This window comes from Pseudoalteromonas sp. SG43-3 (assembly GCF_014164385.1).
GTDB lineage: Bacteria > Pseudomonadota > Gammaproteobacteria > Enterobacterales > Alteromonadaceae > Pseudoalteromonas > Pseudoalteromonas distincta.
Window position 1 is genome coordinate 14,450 of the sequence record NZ_JACJFC010000005.1, and the last position, 25,946, is coordinate 40,395.

The 25,946-nt window shown below is 39.0% G+C and carries 23 protein-coding genes; 7 read left to right on the forward strand and 16 right to left on the reverse strand.

Annotation, left to right across the window (positions count from 1 at the left end; translation table 11 throughout):
- Positions 1-58: 58 nt before the first annotated feature.
- The 7 genes from H5157_RS05660 to H5157_RS05690 form a co-directional block, all read right to left on the reverse strand.
- Positions 59-436, reverse strand: coding sequence for a hypothetical protein (locus H5157_RS05660; protein WP_182724339.1), 378 nt, complete (start codon positions 434-436; stop codon positions 59-61).
- A gap of 158 nt (positions 437-594) precedes the next feature.
- On the reverse strand, positions 595-942 hold the full coding sequence (locus H5157_RS05665; RefSeq protein ID WP_016899198.1) for a hypothetical protein: 348 nt from the start codon (positions 940-942) through the stop codon (positions 595-597).
- A 12-nt stretch (positions 943-954) separates the two neighbouring features.
- A complete protein-coding gene (locus H5157_RS05670; RefSeq protein ID WP_182724340.1) occupies positions 955-1,272 on the reverse strand; it encodes a hypothetical protein in 318 nt (105 codons plus the stop codon).
- Positions 1,269-2,306 (reverse strand): hypothetical protein, encoded by a 1,038-nt coding sequence (locus H5157_RS05675; protein WP_013465892.1) that lies wholly within the window; start codon positions 2,304-2,306, stop codon positions 1,269-1,271. Before H5157_RS05675 ends, H5157_RS05670 begins: the two co-directional genes overlap by 4 nt.
- 208 nt (positions 2,307-2,514) lie before the next feature.
- Entirely contained in the window at positions 2,515-2,877 is a 363-nt protein-coding gene (locus H5157_RS05680) for a hypothetical protein (RefSeq protein WP_024595179.1), read from the reverse strand.
- A 192-nt stretch (positions 2,878-3,069) separates the two neighbouring features.
- Entirely contained in the window at positions 3,070-4,452 is a 1,383-nt protein-coding gene (locus H5157_RS05685; RefSeq protein ID WP_008464132.1) for a PhoH family protein, read from the reverse strand.
- Positions 4,449-5,816, reverse strand: a complete 1,368-nt coding sequence (locus H5157_RS05690) for a PhoH family protein (protein WP_182724341.1) — start codon at positions 5,814-5,816, stop codon at positions 4,449-4,451. Before H5157_RS05690 ends, H5157_RS05685 begins: the two co-directional genes overlap by 4 nt.
- 305 nt (positions 5,817-6,121) lie before the next feature.
- Between H5157_RS05690 and rapA the strand changes: the two genes are divergently transcribed.
- Both rapA and H5157_RS05700 read left to right on the forward strand, forming a co-directional pair.
- The gene (gene rapA / locus H5157_RS05695) at positions 6,122-9,016 is read left to right on the forward strand and encodes an RNA polymerase-associated protein RapA (RefSeq protein WP_182724342.1); all 2,895 of its coding nucleotides are present in this window, start codon (positions 6,122-6,124) and stop codon (positions 9,014-9,016) included.
- 326 nt (positions 9,017-9,342) lie between these two features.
- Positions 9,343-10,116, forward strand: coding sequence for a YggN family protein (locus tag H5157_RS05700; protein ID WP_024595182.1), 774 nt, complete (start codon positions 9,343-9,345; stop codon positions 10,114-10,116).
- 98 nt (positions 10,117-10,214) lie between these two features.
- Here the strand turns inward: H5157_RS05700 and H5157_RS05705 are convergent, their stop codons facing one another.
- Positions 10,215-12,644, reverse strand: coding sequence for a zinc-dependent metalloprotease (locus H5157_RS05705; protein WP_182724343.1), 2,430 nt, complete (start codon positions 12,642-12,644; stop codon positions 10,215-10,217).
- Positions 12,645-12,798: 154 nt separating this feature from the next.
- Here H5157_RS05705 and H5157_RS05710 point away from each other — a divergent pair, with 154 nt between their 5' ends.
- Complete coding sequence (locus H5157_RS05710; protein WP_033038639.1) at positions 12,799-13,767, forward strand: class 1 fructose-bisphosphatase; 969 nt, start codon at positions 12,799-12,801, stop codon at positions 13,765-13,767.
- Between the two features lie 94 nt (positions 13,768-13,861).
- On the opposite strand, the gene H5157_RS05715 is transcribed toward H5157_RS05710, so the two are convergent.
- A complete protein-coding gene (locus H5157_RS05715; protein ID WP_182724344.1) occupies positions 13,862-14,188 on the reverse strand; it encodes a hypothetical protein in 327 nt (108 codons plus the stop codon).
- A 43-nt stretch (positions 14,189-14,231) separates the two neighbouring features.
- On the opposite strand from H5157_RS05715, the gene H5157_RS05720 reads away from it, so the two are divergent.
- Positions 14,232-14,591 (forward strand): DUF5522 domain-containing protein, encoded by a 360-nt coding sequence (locus tag H5157_RS05720; RefSeq protein WP_182724345.1) that lies wholly within the window; start codon positions 14,232-14,234, stop codon positions 14,589-14,591.
- Between the two features lie 594 nt (positions 14,592-15,185).
- Here H5157_RS05720 and H5157_RS05725 read toward each other — a convergent pair.
- The 7 genes from H5157_RS05725 to H5157_RS05755 all read right to left on the reverse strand — a co-directional run bounded on the left by H5157_RS05725 (position 15,186) and on the right by H5157_RS05755 (position 22,726).
- Positions 15,186-16,019: a sulfurtransferase gene (locus H5157_RS05725; protein ID WP_182724346.1), complete on the reverse strand. Its 834-nt coding sequence runs from the start codon at positions 16,017-16,019 to the stop codon at positions 15,186-15,188.
- Positions 16,019-17,113 carry a capsular biosynthesis protein gene (locus tag H5157_RS05730; RefSeq protein ID WP_259399350.1) on the reverse strand — a complete coding sequence of 365 codons (1,095 nt, stop codon included), beginning with the start codon at positions 17,111-17,113 and terminating at the stop codon, positions 16,019-16,021. Before H5157_RS05730 ends, H5157_RS05725 begins: the two co-directional genes overlap by 1 nt.
- Before the next feature lie 177 nt (positions 17,114-17,290).
- Positions 17,291-17,710 carry a group 1 truncated hemoglobin gene (locus tag H5157_RS05735; RefSeq protein ID WP_182716625.1) on the reverse strand — a complete coding sequence of 140 codons (420 nt, stop codon included), beginning with the start codon at positions 17,708-17,710 and terminating at the stop codon, positions 17,291-17,293.
- On the reverse strand, positions 17,710-18,543 hold the full coding sequence (locus H5157_RS05740; protein ID WP_182716626.1) for a DUF3034 family protein: 834 nt from the start codon (positions 18,541-18,543) through the stop codon (positions 17,710-17,712). Before H5157_RS05740 ends, H5157_RS05735 begins: the two co-directional genes overlap by 1 nt.
- Positions 18,530-20,845 (reverse strand): EAL domain-containing protein, encoded by a 2,316-nt coding sequence (locus H5157_RS05745; protein WP_182712864.1) that lies wholly within the window; start codon positions 20,843-20,845, stop codon positions 18,530-18,532. The genes H5157_RS05740 and H5157_RS05745 overlap by 14 nt, the downstream gene beginning before the upstream one ends.
- Complete coding sequence (locus tag H5157_RS05750) at positions 20,838-21,500, reverse strand: methylamine utilization protein (protein WP_182194018.1); 663 nt, start codon at positions 21,498-21,500, stop codon at positions 20,838-20,840. The genes H5157_RS05745 and H5157_RS05750 overlap by 8 nt, the downstream gene beginning before the upstream one ends.
- A 122-nt stretch (positions 21,501-21,622) precedes the next feature.
- Positions 21,623-22,726 carry a phosphoribosylaminoimidazolesuccinocarboxamide synthase gene (locus H5157_RS05755; protein WP_182724348.1) on the reverse strand — a complete coding sequence of 368 codons (1,104 nt, stop codon included), beginning with the start codon at positions 22,724-22,726 and terminating at the stop codon, positions 21,623-21,625.
- A 178-nt stretch (positions 22,727-22,904) separates the two neighbouring features.
- On the opposite strand from H5157_RS05755, the gene H5157_RS05760 reads away from it, so the two are divergent.
- Genes H5157_RS05760 through H5157_RS05770 form a run of 3 tightly spaced genes read left to right on the forward strand, consistent with a single transcriptional unit; the run spans position 22,905 to position 25,937 of the window.
- A complete protein-coding gene (locus tag H5157_RS05760) occupies positions 22,905-23,975 on the forward strand; it encodes a CDP-glycerol glycerophosphotransferase family protein (protein ID WP_182695555.1) in 1,071 nt (356 codons plus the stop codon).
- Positions 23,976-23,982: 7 nt separating this feature from the next.
- Positions 23,983-24,681, forward strand: coding sequence for an ABC transporter ATP-binding protein (locus H5157_RS05765; protein ID WP_024597019.1), 699 nt, complete (start codon positions 23,983-23,985; stop codon positions 24,679-24,681).
- Complete coding sequence (locus H5157_RS05770; RefSeq protein ID WP_182724349.1) at positions 24,678-25,937, forward strand: ABC transporter permease; 1,260 nt, start codon at positions 24,678-24,680, stop codon at positions 25,935-25,937. The genes H5157_RS05765 and H5157_RS05770 overlap by 4 nt, the downstream gene beginning before the upstream one ends.
- The last annotated feature ends 9 nt before the right edge of the window (positions 25,938-25,946 follow it).

The window sequence follows — 25,946 nt, forward strand, 5'->3', positions numbered from 1 at the left end:
ATTGACTAACAGAAAAATTAATTACATGTGCGAGAAATTTGGACGCACTAATCCTGTATTAGGCAAAAATTGGTGGACGATAAAGGGAAGTGGAAATTGAATGAGGTTGTTTAGATTGCAGAGCAGCTACAGATTCACTGAATATTTGAATACCTGTCGAATCAATACTGGAATTTAGGACTGTCGTAGATGAGCAAGCATTTGTAGGACAAACACAAACGCCACAACAATCTTCTGATTGACCGTTACTGCTTTTATTCATATCACCATGCTCCATTCCTTCATGATGACTCATCTTGGAATGTTCCATGTTCATGTGTGATTCATGAGAACCTAATGACATTTCGCAAGGCATAGCAGAATACGCAAATGCTTGCCCTACAAAGGCAACCAGCATAAGCGTTATTACTAAGACTTTTGAAAATGCTTTAGACATAAAATTCTCATAAAAATATACATTGTCTATGATAATACAAATTTTCGAATAAGTAAATTGATGTCATGTAAACATTTATGAAAAAATTGACTAACGTCAATTTTTTCAAAGAGGTAAGTGACAAATAATAATCTCATCAGACTTCTTATCTTCGCTATTCAATGGCTTTTATTTTGAGACTTAAGTTGCTCTCTCATTTCTAAAACTCGATCTGCCGAATAAGCTCCTGCTCTCATAACAACCAGTTCAACAAACGAAATATCAATTAACTTATGGTCAGCATCAATCACATAACAACTCCCACTATGTGTGTATATTTCTAACTTATCCTCATCAGCAGATTTGCTAACAATCTTTGAAGTCACGATTTGCTGAAATGGCCGAAACCTGAATGTTTCATCTTCAATAACCCCCCCTGATAAAAACTCGCCAAGAAATATTTTTTCAAATTCTTTATAGTCGTAAACAGATACTATGTAGGCATCCTTTAAATATATTCTATCCAACGTATTCCCTTACTAATAACTAGCCGGGAGCATATCTCGCAGCTCTAATAACTCATTAGGAGAATACATACACTCATGCATTAAATTAAACTCAAATGCATTTACATCAAACTCTTTAGGTTCAGCATCTAAGATATAAAAGTCAACACCAAAGTACTTACTTTCTAGACCATTGATTTCCAAAACCTTTATCGTGAATAAAGCATCTCCTTCTTTACCATTTTCATTTTCGTCAGCAAATGTGCCGTAAAGCACCCGTTCAACTTTTTCCTCTGTATCAGATTGAATTGAGATAAGTTTTGCGTTGGTTAGTTTTACTCTAGGTCTCATGCTTGAACTCCTTTCATATCTTCTACAGAAAAAGGACGAAAAAAACTTAGATATTTAACCCCATCAACTTTAAGCAAATTGTTGTCAGCATCAAAATGTGACAGAACACTAGATTGATACAACGAAATGTATTTTTCATAATCGATTGTGTTAAAAAAGTTGGTATCAACGCGCCTCGCATAAAAAACAAGATCTTGCTGTTCGATACGAACAATGAACTTCTGATCGCCATCTAGATTTTTGACTCGTAGACATAAATCAGGTTTGTGCCAATCAGATACAAAGGAAGGAATCAATGGGAAGCCATATACCAAATAGCGCATACCTTCGATTTTGAAGGTTGTTGGATTGAACTGAGCCTTATTTACTTTGCCGCTACTGAATAATTCAAGTGTCAACACCAGCCAGTGCACATGCTTAGAAAATGTATTTCCTTCAGAAATACAGCCTTCAAACTCACCATTATGGTTTACATGATTGATGTACATGTATTTTCTAATGTCATCCAAGGAAAGCTTTTCAAACGGAAACTTGCAAGCGATTAGCCTGAAATAACAACCATGAACTTTTAAATCTGCATATTGAACTATCAACGGATCATCAAAGGCATCAAAGTATGGTCGCCACTCTAAGCGGAAGTCTGCACCTGTATTTACAATAAACTTGGCATTTTCAGGCAACCCTAAAACTTGGTATATCACTGAAACTAACTCTAATGTTTCGATATCTACCAGCATCAGGCTTTCAATACGGTTTGCCATTGACTCAATTTCTTTATGAAGCGATTCAATAATTTCTTGATCATCGTATTCGTTGATCATTAAATATTTCAGGGAATCGTGCTTTAGAATTGAGTCCAGCTTTTTCTTTTCAAATACTTCAGAGAGATATTTATGGGTATCAGAAAAATGAGGGCAGTTATAAACACCTCTAGCCCACAGGCCTTGGGCGTAAAGATCAGGAAACTCTAATAACTCAGCAAACTCTTTTGCTTGTTTATTGAGCTTATTCTTTAATTGATAAAGTGAGATCACTTAGTTCTCCAAACAACTTTCCAATAAACAATGGCCTACCAACACATTGCTTTATTTATTGTTCAAATAACCAAATTTTTACGGATGCTCCGCTTCACTGTTCACGTTTTTCAAGGCGAAAAACATGTGTAGGCGTAGGCTGTCCGCACAACCTTTCACTCATAATATCGCTAAATTTTTAAATGGCAACTTACGGATTTGTACAAAATCAGTCAGAAATTTTGGCTTTGAACTCATCAAAGCTAAGTCCGAAAAGGGATATGACTAATTCTTCATTTATATTGGAACCGGGAAATTTTTTTTCAAAATTTCCAATGATGCTATCTAGGTGGCTAGCTAATATTTTTACTAAAAATATTTCCGAGTTTGGTGAGAGAGCAGACAGTGCTATCAATGGGTTGTCAAAGGATTCAGCTTTTATTTTTACTAGTAAATCGCTGTAACTGTTACAGTCATACAGACAAATAGCTAGGGCTTCTTGGGCTTGTCCAAGGGGAATAGTTAATAATTTAGATAATCGTTTTGCCTGCCTTTTTATATTTACTAGCAGGTCTTCTTTATTAAAAGACATCAATACACCAAAAAACGGCAACGCTAGGCCACGCACCTATGTCACTCAGTTTTTGTGAATATTTAATCTTTTAGTTCAGAGTAAATCCATTTCGTCCTGTTTTCGTGGGAACGGGCTTCTCTGAAAAGCCACTGCAAAAAGCAGTGGCTATTGTCGCAATATTATAAGGAAATGTGAATTGTAGTTTGATGCCTACATGTTCTTTTCAGTGAATTCAGCCAAGCTACTACGCTCTACTTCATCAAATATCAATACTGAGCCTTTTTCATAGTTTCTATACACGTTAACAGCCGCGCTAGCACCTGAAGATGCGGGTGTGACAAACTTATCATCAATCTGGGCTAAGTTGCCCAACACGATTGTGCGACAATTTTTGCCACCACGGCTTAACATGCCCTTAATTTGCGCTCTAGTCATGTTTTGAGCTTCATCAATGATTAAAACAGCATCGTCTATTGAACGACCTCGGAAGTAAGCCATACTAGTAAATTCTATATTGGCTTTTTCGATCACATGCTCAACAGTTGCACTAATATTACCTTCATTGTTATCACCTGAATGCATTGATATAAGCGCATCTGTTATACCTGCTAATAACGGCATTGATTTCTCTGTCAGGTCACCGGGTAAAAACCCCGGATCATCGTCCATAAAGTCTCTGGAGCGCACCACAACGATTTTTTTGTACTTTTTTAACTCCAATACTTGATGCAGCGCCGAAGCAACTGCTAAAAAAGTTTTTCCGGAGCCAGCAGGGCCAAGGATGATATTTAAGTCATAATATGGATCTGTTAATTGGCTTAAAGCTACTGCCTGACGCTGATTTTTAGGCAAAATGCCCCATACTTTTTCTTGTTTACGAGGCAATAACTTTGTGAATACCTCAGTATCTGTTACTTCTGAAATTCGCCCAATGTGTCCAGCTTCATCGTACCAATACATGTTTGGCTGAACTTCATCATTAAATAGACTTATTGGGAAAGTATAAACTTCTCCTGAAACCTTGAAGTCTTTGTCTGATTTAATTCGATCAAAAAGATCTCCTTTAAAGGCTTGTACCCCTGTGTATAAAAGATCAATATCTGATATTTGATTATCTACGGCAACGTCTTCTGCCATGACCCCTACGGTTCGAGCTTTCAAGCGCATATTAATGTCACGGCTAACAATTACTACGTCTTTATCTAAGTCCTTCTGAAGATACAGTGCATAGTTAATTATTCTATTGTCAGCGTCACTTCCAATACCGTGCTTTAACTCTTTAGCCATATCGAGCTGGGTATCAATTCCAATAAACAGTTTTCCTCGTTTAGCTGTTTCAGTAGAAGGCAGTGGAATACCAGCTTCCATCTCTTCTGCACTGTGCCCATTTATTATATCTTCAAGCATACGAATACATACACGAGCATCAGCACTAACCGATTTGTTAGTTCTTTCTTTTAAGTTATCTAATTCTTCTAGAACTGTTAGACAGATGTAAATATCATCTTGATATGACAGGATACTTTTTGGATCATGAACCAACGCAGACGTGTCAAGAACACGAGGGTTTCGGTTTTCAACAGAGCTTTTCATGACGCAGCCCTCCAAAAGTTTGCATCGTTGCTAGAATGCGTGTTGTACTTACATCCCAAATAACAAATACTCTGTAAAGATTGGCTATTGTGGGAATGCTTAAAGTCGTTACAAAAATCCATGTTTAGAGAAATTCTTTTTACTTTTTCTACAGGCCAATAAAAACAAGGGGGTAAAAACTTTAAAATCTTTCCAATTCGGGGTTGTAAAATTACCACCGCATTTTGAATACTACGCCCGCGCATAAAGTTAACCGATTTAAACTGTACATTAGCCTTCTCCATTATGTAATTTCGACTCGATATTGGATTTTCGTCGCCTTTGTGCAATACCTCCAGCGTATCAGTGATAGCTGCAAGCCATGGCGCCATTTTTTCCTCCTCCGTGCCTGGCAAAAAGCCAATAGACTCTGCTATTTCTGGCGTATTACGGGTAACTATTACTTTATCGTAAATACCTTTTTCGATGACCATTTCAAGGGCACTGGCAAGTGCTAACAAGGTTTTACCACACCCTGCTGGTCCTGTTAAAATAACAAGCTCAATACTTGTATCCAGTAGTGCATCTAATGCCATCCCTTGATAAATATTTTTGGGCTTAACGCCCCATGCTTGTTGATGCATTAAACGCTCAACACCAATATCTTTGAGCGTTATGTGCTCGTCATCGTAGCATTTAACGCGCGCCGCAAACTGATCCCCTCCATCAAGTAAATATTCATTACAAAATACATCAGGGATTAAGTTTTTAGGCACATGATGAAACGTATCTCGTCCGTGTTGCTGCGTATTACACTCCCCAACATGATCCCAAAAATCACCTTCAATTTTTTTATAACCACTAGTGAGCAGGCTTATGTCATCAATAAGTTGGTCGGTGCGGTAATCCTCAACATATTTAAGCCCTGCGCCTTTGGCCTTTAAACGCATGTTTATGTCTTTTGTTACTAATATAACTTTTGAATCACTGTGCTGCTTTTGTAAATACACGGCGCAATTAATAATACGATGGTCGTTTTCGTTACCCGGCAGACCAGAAATAGAGTCGGCAAATAAATGGTCGTTTACAATAATTAGGGTACCGGCAGAGCTCGCTTTTGCCTTTTTGTTACTCGGCAGCGCCACGCCTTGTAGCATTTGTTCAGGCGTTGCATTTTTAAGAACTTCATCTAATCCACGAATAGCGACGCGCGCATCACGGCTTACGTCGTGTTTTCTGTCTTTTATATGGTCAAGTTCTTCAAGCACCGTCATCGGAATTACAACGTCATGCTCTTGAAAAGACAAATAAGCGAGTGGTTCGTGAAGTAGTACGTTGGTATCTAGCACATACATTTTACTTTCAAGGTTCGAAGCTTTTTCCATAGCACTTTCCTTACGTTTTATGATTTTTATGCTATACCAAAATAACTAAGTAAAACGGGCAAAACTTAAACCTGCAATACTTAATTGCTAAGGCATAATGTAAGTTTAGTCTATTTGTCATAAAAGTCCGTTTTATTACAAACTGTAATTAGTTTTGATTTACCTAAAAAAGAGTCATAAACAAGCTGTTTTAATAGTAATAATTAACACTTACAAAATTAATTAAAAGTGAGCCAAATAGCGCCTTGCAGTGGTGTTAGCTTACAGGTAACATAGCCGCCTTTTTCATCATAGACGAGACATACATGAATTTTTCCTTAGGTCAGCGTTGGATCAGTGATACAGAGTCAGATTTAGGATTAGGCACCGTTGTTGCCATTGAAGGCCGTCAGGTCAGCATATTATTTCCTGCCAGTGGTGAAAACCGTGTTTATTCTAGTGCAGAAGCACCTGTTACCCGTGTGGCATTTAATCCTGGCGATGTGATCAAAAGCGTTGAAGAATGGGAATTAGAAGTAGAGTCTATTGAAGTACAAGGCGAGTTACTTTGCTATCACGGCACCCGTGTTGATAATGGCGAAACGGCTAAACTTAAAGAAACCTTTTTAGATCATTTTATTAAATTTAATAAACCACAAGATCGTTTATTTGCAGGCCAAGTAGATCGTTTTGATCGCTACACACTTCGCTACCAAACGTGGTTACATAAATTTGAACGTGAACAATCGCCTATTAAAGGTTTAATTGGTCAGCGTGCTAATCTTATTCCGCACCAGCTTTATATTGCACAAGAAGTGGGTAAACGTTTTGCCCCACGCGTACTTTTATCAGATGAAGTAGGCCTTGGTAAAACAATTGAAGCGGGCATGATACTACATCAACAAATTATTAGTGGCCGTGCAAGCCGCGTACTTATTGTGGTGCCTGAAAATCTACAACACCAATGGTTAGTAGAAATGCTACGCCGCTTTAACTTACGTTTTTCTATTTTTGATGAAGAGCGCTGCGATGAAGCGTTTGCAGATTCTCCAAACGTATTTGATACAGAGCAACTAGTACTTACCAGCCTTGAGTTTTTAACCAAGAAAAAACGTTGGTTTGAACAAGCAACGCTTGCTGATTGGGACCTTTTAGTAATAGATGAAGCCCACCACCTAAGTATCAATAACGGCAAGCCAAGCTCAGAATACCAACGTATGGCAGAGCTTAGCCAAGATATTCCGGGTCTTATTTTGCTTACAGCAACGCCTGATCAACTTGGTCACAGCAGTCACTTTGCACGTTTACAGTTACTCGATCCGGATCGTTTTTACGACTACGACGTGTTTAAAGAAGAAGAAGCAAATTATAAAGACGTTGCTGAAGCGGCAAATCAATTACTGCAAGAGCAAGCTCTGGACGACGCAGCCAAAGCCACGCTAATTGAGCTATTAAAAGAAACCGACATTACTGATATTCTTGAAAAAGCACAGCAAGGTGATTTACCAGCGCGTAAAGAAATACTTAACATGCTACTCGATCGCCACGGCACAGGTCGTATATTATTCAGAAATAGCCGCAGCGGCATTGACGGCTACCCAAGCCGTAAATTACACGCCTACCCAATGGCATTACCAAAGCAGTATAAAACGGCTATGTCGGTTCTTGGTAATATGGGCGGTATTCAAAACCCTGAACTAAGTGCACACCGTGCTCTGTTTCCTGAAAAAATATTCCAAGAATTTGAAGGCGAAAGCGCAAGCTGGGGTTTATTCGATCCACGTGTAGATTGGTTAATCGACACCCTTAAAACACTTAAGCGCGAAAAAGTACTGCTTATATGTGCTAAAGCTGAAACAGCTATCAGCCTTGAGCAAATACTGCGTGAACGTGAAGCAATTAAAGCGTCGGTATTTCACGAAGGCATGTCGATTATTGAGCGTGACCGCGCTGCTGCATTTTTTGCAGACGAATACGATAATGCACAAATATTACTGTGTTCAGAAATTGGCTCAGAAGGTCGTAACTTCCAGTTTTCGCATCACTTAGTGTTGTTTGATTTACCACTAAATCCAGATTTGCTCGAGCAACGTATTGGTCGACTAGACCGTATAGGTCAAACGCAAGATGTGAACATTCATGTGCCATATTTTGAAAACACCGCTCAAGAAGTACTGCTACGTTGGTATAACGAAGGTCTAGATGCATTCGAATCTACATCAACAACGGGGCAAATGCTTTATAAAGAGTTCCGTGATGACCTACTTGAGCATATTTCTGCGCATAACTGCGATGAAGACGAACTCGATCCATTACTTGAGCAAGTAGCACAACAAAATGCGGTACTGCGTAAAAAAATGGAAAGCGGACGAGATCGTTTACTAGAGCTACATTCATCGGGTCAAGGTGCTGCCGACTCGCTTGTGACTGATATCGAAAAACTCGATAACCAGTTTGAATTGCCAAGCTACATGATCAACGTGTTTGACACATTTGGCGTAAGCCAAGAAGATAAAGGCGAAAACACCATTATCTTAAAGCCAACGGAACATATGTTAAATGCATCGTTCCCATCGCTTAAAGAAGACGGTATGACGGTTACCTTTGATCGCGACACTGCACTTTCGCAAGAAGATGTACACTTTATCAGCTGGGATCACCCTATGGTGCAAGGCACCATGGATATGATTTGTGACGACGACTTTGGTAGCGCATCAGTAGCATTACTTAAAAACAAAAAGTTACCGCCTGGTACCTTTTTTGTTGAGCTTATTTTTGTTGCAGAAGCAATGGCACCAAAAGTATTACAAGTTGGTCGCTTTTTACCGCCTACACCAATTCGTATATTGCTCGATAAAGCAGGTAATAACCTAGGTGAAAACGTGGCATTTGAAGGCTTTAATCAGCAGTTATCAGCCGTAGGCCGCCAAACAGCAAGTAAGCTTGCCGGTGCATTGCAAAGCGCTGTTCACCCAATGATCACTACCGCTAAAGATATGGCACAAGAAAAACTTGAAGTTATTCGCGCAGCGTCACTTGCTAAAATGCAAACATCACTCAGTGAAGAGCAAGAGCGACTTGTTGCCCTGAAGCAAATTAATCCGAATATTCGCCAAGAAGAAATTACCTTCTACGATAAGCAACGTAACGACCTAACTACGTATATTGAAAAAACGCAGCTACAACTTGATGCAATTCGCTTAATAGTGGTTTCACACTAAATATTTAGTTTTTAGTCTTTTGAGCCGACTCCAGAGTAAATTTAGAGTCGGCTATTAAGCTTAATTGATATAAATAGCTGTATCTTTTTAAACTTCATTTAAAAACCACGTGTTCTTATTTTATTATGAGCCAATTCTACCCTCTCTAGCTATATATTAAGCCCTTTGTTGGACTGTTGATTTTGCCCAACATAACCGTATCTAAAAACTCAAGCTGCACTCTATACAACTATTCTGTGAGATAGTTGATAGGTTTATTTTCCCTTGCATAAAGTTGTTTTTTTGTTAACCTACTCGCCTTCCATTTTAGTCTTTTTGAGGTGTTTATGGCGTTTCTATCTCGTTCGATATTGGCGTTATCCATGGCGCTCTCAAGCACTAGTGTCTTTGCTCAAGCCCAATGCGATGTTGAATTACGTCATGGTTTAATTATTACTGACGATGCAATTCGCATATTAGATAAAGGCCAAACTCGTGTCCAAATTAATAACAATAACCAACTGTTTATTCGCGGTTATTGGGTTGATTTAAGCGATGACGAAAGCAAAGTACTCGAACAGTTTAGTAATGGTATTCGCCACACAGTCCCCGAATTAGTAAACCTTGCTACCGATGGTGTTAACTTAGGTTTAAGCGCTATTGAACACGTAGTTGAAGGTATGTCAGACAAAGAACCTGAAGTACTTAAAACACAATTGCAGTATGTAGAGCGCGCGCTAATGGATAAGTTTAAGCGCGGAGATGACTTCTTTTTTATAGCCCCTCAATCACTTTCGCAAATAGATGATTTTTTCACTAAAGAGATCAGCCAGCAAATTCACTCTGCTGTTCATGGATCGTTAGGTGCTATTTTGGTATCACTTGGAGATGCGTTTAAATCGCGTGAAGGTAATATAGAAGATCGCATTAACGACATGGGGCAACGCATGGATATTATCTCAAGAGAAATTGATAAGTCGCTACAAAAAAAGGCGCATCAATTAGAGCTTAAGGCTTCTGAGTATTGCGAATGTTTAAATGCACTCGATGTAACCGAGTCTCGCTTACAGGCAATAGTACCTGGTATGGCCGATTACGATTTAGTGCAAATAAAATCTTAGAGTACGTATTCGTTTTTAGAATAAAATAACACCGAGTATAAATATACTCGGTGTTTTGCTTTGTAATTGATTAAAACTAAGCGCTTCTACTTTTTATTCTAAATTGGTGAGCCCGGCGGGATTGGCAGCACTTTAAAGTTGTTTGGCCATTGCCCTTTAATTAAAAACTGATTTACTTGCTCAGCTAAATATTGCTTAAACGCACTCTCGCCAGTACTTGTATGGCTCAGCATTGAGTTTTGGTTAAAGTCTTCACTTAACTTAACTAAGTAGTAACGTAACTGCGCTTGCACTTCAGGGCTTACACTATCGCTTGCTACTAAATCAGCCATGGCTTTTGCAGTTAAAAATTGCACGCGCTGAGTGATTTTACCTGTCATTGTATTAGGTGATGACGCGTTAAACACTTGGCTATATAGCTCCTCAAGCAACTCATCTAAACTATAAAAGTCATTACTACGCGCTTGCTGCTGCGCTAGGCGGTTTAAACGTTGTGCGTTTAATAAAAGCGACAAGCTGTGCTGCACTGCAACCTCGGGTAATGCCATTGCATCGAGCGTTAACCCTGTGCGCCCCACTATGCTCTCGCGCGACTTAGACTCGCCATACGCTTTTGGCGGAATTAGCGATAGTACCGATTCAGGAAGTAATAAGTTACTTGGCTTAAGCGTTGCAAAAATAGCGTTTACCGCTTCTTGCTGTGTTTTTTTATTAACGACTTGTGCGCCTTTTACGGGTGAATCACCACGTGTTTCGTATTCGTAATCAACACCGGCTATAAGCTTAACCGCAGCCTCAACCTGAAAACGGTGAAACAGATAAAGCGGAACTAGTTTTTCCTCTAATTGCGATAATGAGTCGCCCGTTTTAATATTATTAATACCAAACTTCGAAAGCGCTTTTTTACGTACGTCGAGAACTCTTAAAAGCTCCTGAGAAGGATTAGTGCCGTTATCCCATAGATGAGCTGTTGGATGTGCGCCACCTTTAGCACGAGCATCACTATCTGATATAAACTCAAGGCCTTTAGTTTTGTTCTCCTTTAAAATAGCAGCAAGTTCTGCGCTTTCATCTTGGTTAGTGAAATCGCTATAGCCATATTTAATTACTTGGGTATCCCACACGCCCATGCCTGTTGCATAGCCGCGCGTTACATCAAGCTTACCTTGTTCATTAAAACTAAGTAGCGGATGTGGGTAATCCATTACAGAAGCTCTATCACCTACCGATGCCGCAAAGTTATGAGCAATACCTAACGTGTGACCAATTTCATGCGCGCTTAATTGGCGAATCCGATCAAGCGCCATTGCTTGCAAGTTTTTAGCAACTTCATTGCCTTTTAAATAAGGAGCAGCGAGTGCTTCAGCTATTAAAATATCTTGGCGAACACGCAATGAGCCAAGTGTTACATGCCCTTTAAGTATTTCACCTGTACGCGGGTCAATTACAGAACTACCGTATGACCAACCACGCGTTGCACGGTGTACCCATTGAATGACGTTGTAACGAATATCCATAGGGTCGGCGCTACTTGGCAGCACTTTTACTATAAATGCATTTTTATATCCTGCAGCAGTAAATGCGTCGTTCCACCATTTCCCACCTTCAAGCAAAGCGCTTTTAACGGGCTCTGGTACGCCAGGATCAAGGTAATAAACAATTGGTTTAACAGGTTCACTAATAGGTAAACTTGAGTCTTTTTTAGTTAAACGATGGCGCGGTATATAACGCACGTACATAGAGTCACCAAGCGGCGCTGCGTAATCTTTATGTTCTATACTCCAAAAACCTGATTGCGGATTAAACTTACGAGGTGTGTAGTTATCATCTGGTAATTGAATAAGTGAATGATGCATATGAACAGTAAGCGCATAAGGGTCGACACTTACTTGGCGAACAAATTCACCTGGTTTAGTGCCCTTAAATGTAAGTACGGCTTCAAGCTCGGTGTTTTTTACAAATGCTTTTGAGCGATTCATATAAACGGCGCTACGTGATTCATCAAGGCTAAAGTTCCCTTGCTTACGTGCAGCAAGCTTGCGACTTACGCCATGTACATCACTTAATAAATAAGGCGTATAATCAATAAGTGCTGTGGCTTTATCTTCTGCGACTACTTTAAAACCAGCAAGTATACTTGATGCAAACGCTTCTTTAATACTTTGCTGTTCGGCATTGTTACTTGTGTTAGCACGATAGTAAGTATTTACAGCCCGCAGCATTACTTTGTCGCCAAAACGCTCAAACTGCACAAGGTGAGTATTACCAAGCTGACCTCTATCAAGGCCTATATCGTTAGAGCCGATACCGTAAGGCAAGCTTTGCTGCAGTAAAAATTGTTGTTCAAACTTATCAATTTTTAAATATACTTTTGCGTTTTGGGTATCGTAAAAAAACGAATAATAGCCCGGAAAATGATTCATTTGCGTAGTAAATTCATCAATTGACTTAATTGCTGCGTGCGCTTGAGTTATGATAGAGCACAGCACAGTAAAGAATATGTAACTTAGTAGTGGTATTTTTTTCATAATCTTATCTTTGTTATTTGTGTTTTAAGTACGATTAGGTGGTCCCATTATAGGGTGCTATTTAAACAATACAGTTATTTAAGACGAATTTCAGCGCTCTAAGCTAATCTCTCTCACATTATGATTGGTTTTAACACGTTATCAGGAAAATAGAATGCGTAGACTCCCTCCAGTATTACTTGAAGATGGTTGTTCAAGAGAACTTTTATCATTAATTCGAACAATTTTAGCAGCATGTAAAGAAATTTCGTTTCGCGTTGGTCAAGGCGCGCTTTCTGGCGTATTAGGCTCAACCCTTGATGAAAACATTCAAGGTGAAACTCAAAAAAAGCTCGATGTATTATCTAATCAGTTGTTAAAAGATATTTTACTGGAATCAGGTACGGTTAAAGCAATCGCCTCTGAAGAAGAAGACTACACAGTAGCAGGTAACCCAGACGCTAAATTTATAGTAGCATTTGACCCACTCGATGGCTCGTCAAATACGGACATTAACTCACTTGTGGGTACTATATTTTCTATTATGGAAGCGCCTGAAGGTTCTGACGCTGCTGATCAAAGCATATTTATGCAGCCCGGCCATAAGCAAGTTGCAGCTGGTTACGTACTTTACGGGCCATCAACAATGCTTGCGCTGACTACAGGTAAAGGCACGCGCATGTTTACCCTTGATAAAACACAAGGCAGCTTTTTACTTACACAAGATTTTGCCGAAATCCCTGCTGATACAAACGAATTTGCCATTAATACGTCTAACCAACGCCATTGGCAGCCAGCTATGCAAAACTATATCAATGATTTGCTAGCAGGCGATACAGGCCCGCGCGCTAAAAACTTTAATATGCGCTGGATTGCAGCAATGGTGGGCGATGTACATCGCGTGCTTAGCCGTGGCGGTTTATTTACTTACCCTACCGACACTAAAGATCCTAAAAAGCCAAATAAATTACGCCTACTTTATGAAGCAAACCCAATGGCTATGTTAGTAGAGCAAGCTGGCGGTATCGCATCAACCGGTACCGAGCGTATTATGGATATTCAGCCTGATGCAATCCACCAGCGAGTAGCCGTTATTTTAGGTTCTAAAAACGAAGTAGAAACGTGCTTGGGATATCATAAATAATCGCTTAAAACGGTTGTCCTCAATTTAAAAAACCGCATTCAATTGAAGTGCGGTTTTTTTTAGGTGAGGTTTTACACCTCGCTTTTTAAACAAATCAAACTTTTACTAACGCAACTATTTGAGCAAGCTTTTGATGATTAAGCTCTCCCATTTGCTCGCTATTACTGAGCGCATAAATAAAACCTTCATGCTCAGTACAATCAATGTCATCTCGCGATTCAATTACGTTTGCCCAAAGCTCCAAATCATCTAAGTCTATTTCGTTACTTAAACAGCGTTTAAGCACATCAATTAAAACCTCGGTTGAGAGAGTATAGTGAGCTTTATTGCTATCAGCAGGGCTTGAAACAATAACCGATATAGCTTTGTCCCTTTGCTCTCCAAATGTAATAAATTCAGCTAATGCTTTTTGTGTATTCATAATATTTGTTATTCTTGGCTCACTGTTACTAAAAAGAATTATAATGACTCAACTTAACTGTACTCAATGCCACAGTACTCTAACGTGTAATGTAGACGATATATCAGCGTGTTGGTGCAACGAACTGCCTGCTATTTTACCGCTAGATACCACAGCAACAAGTTGTTTATGCCGCAAGTGCACGCTGAATAAAATAAATACTTTTTTAGAGGGTGTTTATACACAACCTATTAAAACCCAAATAGACTTTGCAAAACAATTTAGAGGTAACGACAATTTAATCGAAGGGCTCGACTACACCATGCAAAATGGTTACATGGTATTTAGTAAGTGGTTTTTTTTAAAGCGTGGTTCGTGCTGCAAAAATGGTTGTAAAAATTGCCCTTATGGTTTTAGAAAGTAAAAACTATTTAATACAAATACGAGCAAACATTGGTTTTTACCTTCTCATTTTCTTCTCTTTCACTTCTCCTTGTGAATAATATTTTTAAGTACTGTTATTCACAAAGAGGTTTAGAGACGCTGCGCTTTTAGAGTAAGTGATTGTATAAAAATAGTATTCAAATACGAGTAAGCACTGGTTTTTACCTTCTCATTTTCTTCTCTTTCACTTCTCCTTGTGAGTAATATTTTTAAATACTGTTATTCACAAAGAGGTTTAGAGGCGCTGCGTTTTTAGAGTAAGTGATTGTATAAAAATAGTATTCAAATACGAGTAAGCACTGGTTTTTACCTTCTCATTTTCTTCTCTTTCACTTCTCCTTGTGAATAATATTTTAAGTACTGTTATTCACAAGAAGGTTTAGAGGCGCTGCGCTTTTAGAGTAAGTGATTGTATAAAAAGAGTATTCAAATACGAGCAAGCACTGGTTTTTACCTTCTCATTTTCTTCTCTTTCACTTCTCCTTGTGAGTAATATTTTTAAGTACTGTTATTTACAAAGAGGTTTAGAGACGCTGCGGCTTTAACGTGAGCAAGCTCTAAACCCACAACACATCTACTTTTCTCCTGTGGCGATGGGTAATGAATCACTTGCACCCCACTCACTCCACGAACCATCATAAACGCTTAAATTACTGTAACCACATTCAGTAGCAAATAACGCTAAAGCACACGCTGTAATACCTGAGCCACAGCTAAACTGTAACTGCCGCGCATCATCAACCACGTCACTAAATATCGCTTTAATTTCGGCAAGTGGTTTGGCTTCACCTTTATTAAGTAAATCCATAAAAGGCAACGAGCGACTATTTGGGATATGCCCGCTACGCATGCCTTTTCGGGGTTCACTTTCTTCGCCTGTAAAACGCTTATAAGCACGTGCATCTAGCAATACAATGCTGGGCTCATCAATTGCGTCAACCACTTGTTGGCTATTGATAAAATACTCAGAATTATAGCTTGCCGTAAAATCACTTTTACCTAACGATTTGCTATAACCTTGCTGTGTGGCGTAACCGCTCTCTAACCACTTTTTAAGGCCACCACTGAGTACTTTTACGTTGTGATGCCCCATAGCTTTAAACATCCACCACGCCCTTGCTGCGCTAAATAAACCGCCATCTTCGTATACAACTATAAACGAATCGTTATTTACTCCTGCATTTTGCATCACGTGGGTAAACTGCTGCTCGCTGCATACCGTACTTGGTAAGGGATTTGATCTATCGGCCAACTCGTTTTTTATGTCAAAACGTTTAGCGTTGGGCAGCATTGCTTGTGGCGAATAAGTACCCAAAACACCTGGGCGCAGCATACCTGCATCAAATATCACTAATGCAGGATTATTAATTTGCTCGTGTAATTGCTGACAGCTAATTAGGTTTTTCACTACGATTCCTTATCACCATGATATTTAGCAAACTCATCATTACCCGTAAAACGCGCTTCAATCGCTTTAATGTGTTTATCTTCAGTGTGTTTCCAAACGCCAGGAATACAATATACATGTTCAATAAAGCTAAAAAACTTATCCTTTAATAATGTATTTGGTTGCCAGCCCTGCATTACTTCGTTCAGATTTGCTGCAAGCTGCTCGGCAGTGCTCGCATGCTGTACCAAGCCCTCAATGTTGTAACAGGCTTGTCCAAGAGTTAAAACTCGTTTATTTAGCAGTAATGCTTCTAAGCCGACCGTTGAATTAATCGTTAATACGGCTTCTGCGCACTTAATCAAATCACTCGTTTGATTTCCATTAGCAAAAATTGCAATCGGATCTTTTTCATAAAGATGAGCGTAATGTTTATGCCACGACGGATGCTCTTTAAAAACCACTTTTAAACTTGGATCATTTAAGCTTTTGACGGCTTTAATCACCTCGTCGTAAAACATGTCCATAGAGTTTATCCACGGAGAAAAGCTAGCTAATTGAGTATCGTGAGGTACTTGAAAAGGCGCAAATATATAGCGTTCTGGCACATCGGCGCACTCAAATTCACAGCGCTTTTTATGATCAGCTCTTGGAATTAAATCCGGCGCAGAAAAGTTTAACTTATTTTGTGGGTCAAAATTTAGGTAAAAAGAAGGGTCACGGCTTAACGACGCATTATAGTTAATACCATTAGGGTCTAAACTGCTTGTACCGGGTAGTAAACCATTTTCATAATAAAACTGCTTTACACCTAATGCTTTTGCAGCCATAGCAACGGTTGTATTTGGAAGTTTATTGCCATTCCAAATAACAATGCAGTCAGGATTAGTCTCGGTTAATAAGGCTAAATACTTAGCGTATCGTAATCGTTCAAATAAAACTAACCCAGCACTGTAAACAGCAGCAATAATAGGACTATTCCAGATAGCATTACGTGCTCTTTTGCGTTTTAGCTGAGAGTTAACTACATCAGTAAAATTAACTTGAAACGCATCTTTTAAATACTTAACAGCAGAAAGCTTAGGAGCTCCCATGATATGTAATTGGCAATCCATCGACAATTTTTTGATTATTTTTTTATAGTATTTTGCGTGTACATTTTTGCGAGAGATGAATAGATAAGCCATACAAGCTATATTTGCCAATTATTGTTTTTATGAAATAATTCTAAGTGGACAATGACATCAAAGCAAGGTTCCCTTTACTTAATAATTACTTTAAAGCCTTTATGGCTACATTTTTATAATTTCACCACGAAGTGGTGCCATTCTAGAGAGAATATCGTTTTGCAAACTATGGCTAATGTTCTGCTCATTCATTGCATTTATAAGTAAATCAACCACATGATTAAAGTCTTTCTCTGTAATATGCATACCTGTATGGATTGCTACCATAGAGTCGCCATCGTATGTACATGGGCCTTCTACTAACATACACATATGAGTAATAAACCCTTGGCGAAAGTACGCTATATTGCTGTGTTCAAAGTAATGAATTATCTGCTCGTCATTGCCTATTTGATAGATAAAGCTATCAACAATTCTGCCTATCCCAGCTTTACCATCCAGCTTTTGATAAAGTGAGAGCTTAGTAGAATTTGCACACCCACTAAGCAACCCTAAACAAATCAAAAAAATACCAACGCTTTTCATTACCAATACCCTGTAACCGATAAATACCAACCTGTTTGATCGTCAGCCCCTGCAATGCTTCCTAAATCAAGGTAAGCCGCAGTCACACTCACATGCTTGTTAGGCATCCACGCTACAAATAAGTCTTTCCAATCTTGTTCGCCTAAGTTTAAGTTATTTGATTTTTGACGATACTCAACACCTACGGCTATTTCGCGACTCAAAAATAGTGCTGTGCTGCCTTCAAATAATACTTTTCCGCTAGTATTTTCTCCACCGTAACCAAGTAAACCAAGTTGATTAGCTTCACTGTATCTTGTAGTTACGTTCCAAAACCAGTTATAGCCAGCAATAGCCCCTAAATGTAATTTACTAGCAGCGAGGTAGTAGTCAGTACCGCTAGTCTTTTCTGCGCCTACAAGTGTTGCAATACTGCCATCATCCAGTGATTTATGCTGAATCCCTAAGCTAAGCTGTGGCCAATCACTGTAAACAATATCGCCGTACAAACGTATTTTAGCACCTGTAATTGATTGCTCTATTTCAGCATCAAGTGCTGGTACATCAAAGCGCTGTTGGGCATAACTAAGCTCAACACGATTAAATAAATTAAGTTGTGCACCACATACGTCAAGTGTGTAGTCGGTTACATCTGCGCGACTACAAAAGCCATTTACCGAAAATTCATCATCACTTGCGTACCCAGCAAGTTGTGCCCACGGTACAATCCCCCCGCCGCCACTGCCTTCAATTTGAGAAACTCCCGGCGTAGCTAGCAGTTTTCCATTGCTTGCAATGCTCGGCACACTAACTATTAAAAACAAACTTGCTAATAAGTATTTAATTTTTTGCATAGTATTCCTCCAGCCATTCTTCTAATAGTTCTGCTTTTAAAGGCCTACTTAAGTAATAGCCTTGTGCATGGTCGCACTGCATGCCTCTAAGTAAATTTAATGAGCCAAGCGTTTCAACCCCTTCAGCTACAACCGAGAAACCTAGCTGATGTCCCAACGTAATTGATGATTGCACTATAAATTGATCTTTTTGCGATTCATCAAGTTTTAGGATAAAGCACTTATCTAGCTTAAGCTCATCAATAGGCAGCATTTTTAATCTACCAAGTGATGTTTGCCCTACACCATAATCATCTAATGATATTTTAACGCCAATTGCCTTTAGGTTTTCGAGCGCTTTAATACCTTTTTCTTCGTTTTCGATCATATCGCGCTCAGTAAGCTCAATAGTGATCAGCTTAGAATCTAATTTGTACTTTTTAAGCGTGCGAACTAATGCAGCGTGAAAGCCCGGAAATGCTATATCTTGCGCAGATACATTTATTGCAGCCTGTAAGTTTATATTTTTAGACTGCCAATCAGCTACTTGTGCTACAACCGTATTAACAACCCACCCAGTAAGCTCAACAATAAGCCCCGACTGCTCGGCTAAGTCAATAAACAGTTCAGGATTAACCCAGCTACCATCTTTTCGCTGCCAGCGAATAAGCGACTCAACTTTATCTATTTTTTGCGATTTCAAATGTAATTTTGGCTGATAAGTCATAAACAATTGACCATCGTCATCACTAATAGCCTGCTTTAGTTCATCAAGCATTATTAAGCGCTCTAAGTGCGCTTCGTCTTCGCCATTTTGATAGTAATGTATGCTCTCTTGTGTGTTTGCAGCACTTTCAACTGCAATTAGCACACGGCGCATTAAGTCATCACTTGCAATACCTTGTGTAGGATACTGCACAATGCCTGCACTAAAGCGTAAGTTAATTTTTAGTTTTTGAATGGTGTAGCACGCTTGTAATTGTGCCATTAAGCCAACAATACCGCTTTTGTGTTCACGCGCTGCCGCAGTCGGAAACACAGTTAAAAACTCATCGCCGCCAATACGGGCATGAAAGCCCCCTAACTCATCCGAAAACTCACTTATTCTGCAAGCAACGGCCTTTAGGCAGTCATCACCAATGCGCGGACCGAGCTTATCGTTTATATGGCGAAGACCTTTTATGTCTATTGCAACGAGCGTGTACTCGGCTGATGAATCTAACTCATCATCAAGCACCTCAAGCATTGCTGAGCGGTTATAAAAGCCTGTTAGGGAGTCGTGACGGGCTTGAAAGCTAATTTGTTGCTCGCGCTGATTAATATCATTACCCATGCTATCAAACGCTGCGACTAGCGTGTCTATTTCGGTACTTTGCCTTTGGCCTTTAAATTCAAAAGCATAATTCCCTTGTGCAAATTGCCTTGCTATTACAGCTAGTTGAGTAAGTGGCGTAGTTAAATTATTTGCAAATATGCTGCTCGTAATAACACCTACAAACATAGTTAAAATAGCTAAAATAATAAGTGTAAAAAGCAGTTTTTCGAAATCACTATAACTTTGTGTTAAATCGGCACTCAGCAAAATAATTATGGGATGGGTCAACAACGATGGTAAATCTATTTCTCGGTTACGAAACACTAAATACTCACCAAAAAACCGCGATGTGGTTACGGTACTAAAATAGCTAACAGGTTCAAATTGCTCAGGACGATTAGCTAATGAGCTAATAACAATATCGTCAGCACTGCCTATAAAACTTACATCCATGCCTGTTAAGCTTTTTAGTTCATGGGCTACATTGTCGTCAATTTTAAAGCCCACCAAACTATAGGCTACTGTACGTGGCGCTTTTACAGGTAATAAAATAATTTGATACAGCTCGTTATTAAGCACCACAAAACTAGACTCTTCTGGCGCACTTAAAAGCTCTTCCATCAAGGGCTTTAAGTTGTGTGCAAAAACGTCTTCGTCAGTATTGGCGGAAATTAGCTTACCCGATAAATCAAGTAACAACATTAATTCGGCATCAATACGCTGACTGTGATTAAACAACACGCTGCTGATTGTACCTGCATCTCGCGTTGCTACAGCTTGCTTAAAACCAAAATCGGAGGTGAGTACTTTTGCAGCGGTTAACAGTAGGCTTTCTTTTGACTTTAAATATTGCTTATAAACATTTTGCGCTACGGTAATATCTTGATTTACTTTTTCTTCTTGAAATTTACTCGTAGACCACCAAAAACTAAACAAGCTGACCATAGTGGTTAATAACACTAAGCCAACACATAAAATGGTTATGCGATTTCGTAAACTATTAGTCATTACCAGCCTTAAACTTACTACCAAAGGTATTTCTGGGTGCTGGAGTTGATGTGTTTACTGTTATCTGTAACTGTTTTTGAGAATTAATTGTTATCATTTTTTTATTCTCCAATGGTGCTGTTTGTAATGGATGCCACACACTCACTTGTGCAGGCAGTGTATTAATAGGCAAATTTACATAGCCTTTTTTATCTGTTTTATATACGAATTCGCTGTTAGCTACATAAATATAGCCAACCATAGAGTCATGTATATTACACCCCAAAACAACAACCCCTTGTTGCTCAAACGTAATGGGCTCTTTTGGTTGGCCTGAATATAATCTTAGTTGAAAAGGCTTAGCTTGTGAAAAAGAATAAACATGATGGCGAATATTATCGCTGTTAGGAAAGTTAACTTTTTGACCCTGTTGTACAACTAATAATTCGGGTAAAAACTGCTTATGGACTTGATCCATTATAGCAATGGGCAAATTTGATGGTGTGGCTTGTTTACCAGCAATATTAAGCTCAACCACAGCACCTGATAACTTTTGGCCGTGTTGATCTTCTATTACTAATTCAACATTTGCACTTAAAGCAAACTGACTAAAAAACAAACCTATAGCTAAAAAGTAATGACTTTTAGCAAACTTTTGCAATGCCCGTTCAAACATAACAATACCTAAACATTAATATTAGGTTAAGTTAATTAGAGACGAGCACTAATTGCAAGAATTATAGCCCAGTAACTAAAAATAAAGATTTAGTTACTGGCTTTATTAGCACTTAAGTGCTGTTATTTAACAATTAATCCGTAATCGTTATCTAAAATAGTAATAACTTCTTGGCGAGGATCTTCAGGGATCACGATATCTCTGCCAACAATTTTACTCGCTATGCCAACATAGGTATTTGACACTTCAAGCATTACTGATTCTGGTAAAATATAACCTTTAGCTAACTGCTCACGCTCACTCATGCGATCTTTATTTAATAATACGTCGCTCTCTGGCACGTTATTAATCAGTAATTGACGAAAGCCTTCTTTAGAATTTTCAACAATTTTACCGTCTTTGTAAGCGGCTTCATCCCAAATACGTGACGAATCAGGCGTGCCTACTTCATCAATATATATAAGCTGTTGCGCGCCATTTAAACCCTCTACATAACCAAACTCAAATTTTGTATCTACAAAAATTTGGTTAAGCTTCGCTAGCTCATCACTAATTAATTTAAAACCTTCAACTAACAGTTTTTCGTATTTGGTTACGTCATCTGCCGATTTAAAGTTAAATACATCTAAGTTATTAGTAATGTTAGCGCGAGTTATATTTACATCATCAACTGGCGGAATATCAGCAACGCCTTCAATAATACCTTTTGTTGATGGCGTAATTAAAACGTTATCAAGCTTTTGGTTCGCTTTTAAACCTTCTGGCAAGTCAATACCACAAAAGTTACGTATGCCTTTAGCGTAGTCACGCCACATGCTGCCCGTAATATATTGGCGAGCAATTGCCTCTACTTTTACGGTACTGGCCTTGCGTACAATCCACACATACGGATGCGGAATATCAACAATATGATTACCCGCAAGACCCGCTTTATCAAATAACTTAAACCAATGGGCTGCCACTGAGTTTAGCGCTATACCTTTACCTGGTACGCCATTTAAACCGTTTTCGCCCTGCCAAATGCAATCAAATGCAGAAATTCGGTCTGAAATAACCATAATAGCAAGCTCAGTACCTGTCGGTACTTGGTAGCCTTTATCTTTAATTAATCGTGCGCTGTCTTCATCAGTTAACCAATAAACTGAACGAACTTTACCGCTGTGTACTTCACCTTTGGTACGAATGGGTAAATCATCGTTTACGTCTAAAACTTTATAGCTAGTCATGCTATCTCCGGGGTTAGGGATGCTCTTTGAGCAAAGTATGGTATGGGGTTATATGGGCTGTATAATAATCTAGCCAACCTCAAAGCTCAATCGGATGCTTAAAACAAATAAAGGCATATATTTATAAGCGAGTCGCAATGGGGTAAACTTAATGTGCTAACCAGCCTGAGGAGATAGCTTGAACTACTTAACTGCCACTAAAAATAAAAAATACTTAATGTATATTTCTCAGAATTATTCATACGCTATCTTGAGACCTTTGCAGGCGCAAATATTGACACATGGTGGTGAAGTACGCTGGTTTTTAGCGGGTAGCGAAGTAAACCCCGATTTTTTAACCACAGACGAGCCACGTTTACATACCATAAAAGATGTAAAAAGCTGGGCTCCAAACATTACGTTTATACCGGGTAATATAGTACCTAGCTTTATTCCAGGTAAAAAAGTAGCTGTATTTCATGGTTTTAATTCTGAAAAGCGCAGCTCTGAAGGTAATCGTGGTCATTTTACTATTCGTGGTTGTTACGATTTATATTGTACGCAAGGCCCAAATACAACAACCCGATTTAAAGAGCTAGCTAAGCAGCATGGTTTCTTTAAAGTAACTGAAACTGGCTGGCCAACACTCGATCCACTTTTTAGTAACACTTCAAATAATCCTTATGTAAGCGACGACCCTCGCCCTACTTTACTTATATGCTCTACTTTCTCACGAAAGCTATCACTTGCTCCTAAATTATATGAGCAAATAAAACATTTTAGTGAGCAAGGTAAGTGGCGTATTTTGATGCAGTTTCATCCTAAAATGCCTGCCGAATGGGTTAATAAATATAAAGCGCTGAGTAACGAAAATCTAACATTTATTGAAACCGATAACGTTTTGCCGTTACTGCAAGCTGCTGATGTTATGCTGTGCGATACATCGTCAGTTCTTTTAATGTTTTTACTACTACGTAAACCGGTAGTCACGTTTTGTAATCAAAAACCACTTCCTCATTTACTTGATATTACCGACGCAGATGAAGTAGAAGCAGCTATTGAACACGTGCTTACTAAACCTAGTGATTTAATGCAAAATATTGAAAGCTATTGCCAGGAACTTCATCCGTATACCGATGGCCAATCTAGCCAACGCGTATTAAATGCAGCTAATGAATTTTTACAAAGTAACGAAAAACTAAAACCCAAGCCATTAAATATAATAAGACAGCTAAAAATGCGTAAAGATCTAAACTACTGGGGTTGGTAATCTGATAATGATAAACCTGAAAAACGTAACTTTTAAGTGGCATAAAAGCGATAGCTCACCCACGCTCAACATAAAAGAGTTAGTTATAGAAAAAGGTGAGCATATTTTTTTACACGGTCCTAGTGGCTCAGGTAAATCGACCTTATTAGCGATTCTTGCTGGCATTAATACAGCCACCAGCGGTGAGGTATCAATTTTAGACCAAAACCTAACTACATTAAGCAATACCACCCGTGATGTTTTTAGAGCGGATCACATTGGCTACATTTTTCAAAACTTTAACCTGCTTCCTTATTTAACTCCTATTGAAAATATAACGCTTGGGTGTGAGTTTTCAAAAAGCCGAAAACAAAAAATATTAAAGAAATCATCAAATAAAAACTCTGCCTTACAAAAAGAAGCGATACGGTTATTAAATGCTTTAGGCCTTACTGCCCAGTATCACCATAAAGATGTAGCGACACTGAGTATTGGACAGCAACAGCGCGTTGCTGCCGCTCGCGCATTTATAGGCAGCCCTGAACTAATAATTGCTGATGAGCCCACATCTGCACTCGATACAAATAACCGTGAGAGCTTTATAAAGCTACTGTTTGAACAAGCAAAGTTATCTAATAGTACGCTGGTATTTGTGAGCCACGATGAAACACTAAAGCCTTTATTTAACCGCTCCATTGATCTTATAAATTTGCAGGAGCAGGTATGATTCTCGCTAAACTTGCTTACAAAAGCTTATTAAATCGCCGCGCAAGTGTACTGCTTACATTATTTACTATCGCAATTAGTGTAATGCTACTTTTGAGTATTGAACGTGTACGAATTGATGCTAAAAGTAGTTTTAGTAATACTATTTCGGGCACTGATTTAATTGTTGGTGCGCGTACCGGCGATATACAGTTGCTGCTTTCGTCAGTATTTAGAATTGGCCATACTAATAACGGCGTAAGTTGGAAAAGTTATCAATACATAACAAGTCAGCGAGGCGTAAAATGGAGCATACCTATAAGCCTAGGCGACAGCCATAAAGGCCAAGCGGTACTAGGCACAACACTTGATTACTTTAGCCATTATCGCTTTGCAAAAAAACAAAATTTAACCTTTAACAAAGGCCACCCTTTTGCCGCAATTAACGAAGTGGTGCTAGGTAGCGAAGTTGCAAATAAACTAGGCTACAAACTTAACGACTCTATTGTTATATCGCACGGCATGGGGAACACCAGTTTTCATCATCATGACGATAACCCATTTAAAGTCGTCGGCATTTTAAACCCAACAGGCACGCCAGTTGATAAAACGCTGCATATTCCTTTGGCTGCAATCGATTTAATTCACGGCGGTAAAGCGAGCCATGAGCATGAGCATGAGCATGGGCATGAGCATGACGAACATAACAGCCTAGTCGGTCACCCAAAGCAAATTACAGCATTTTTAATGGGATTTAACTCGCCTTTGTATACATTACAAATTAGGCGCAATATAAATCAATATAAGCCAGAAGCCCTGCTTGGCATTATGCCAACCGTAACACTTAAAGAGTTATGGGAAATGCTCGCCATAGTAGAAAAAATACTATTACTATTCTCAGCTGTTGTCGTGTTAGTTAGCTTACTTGGTATGTTAACGACATTGCTTGCAAACCTGAGCCAGCGACGTCGCGAACTTGCTATATTGCGCTCAGTAGGCGCTCGCCCTTGGCATTTATTTACACTTATAAGTATTGAGTCATTACTGACAACTTTACTTGGTTGCCTAGTGGGTAGTGCGCTTTACTATTTAGTTATTTTTTCAGCCAGCGGTTACTTACAAAGCCATGCCGGTATAAGCGTAAATATCACAATGCTCTCTTACTATGAACTGGGCTTAATCGGGGTTATTATGGCCGCAGGTTTTGTTATTGGCTTAATACCCGCTACTCGCGCTTATTTTTATTCACTCAGCGATGGCATGAGTATAAAAGCATAATTTTTAGGT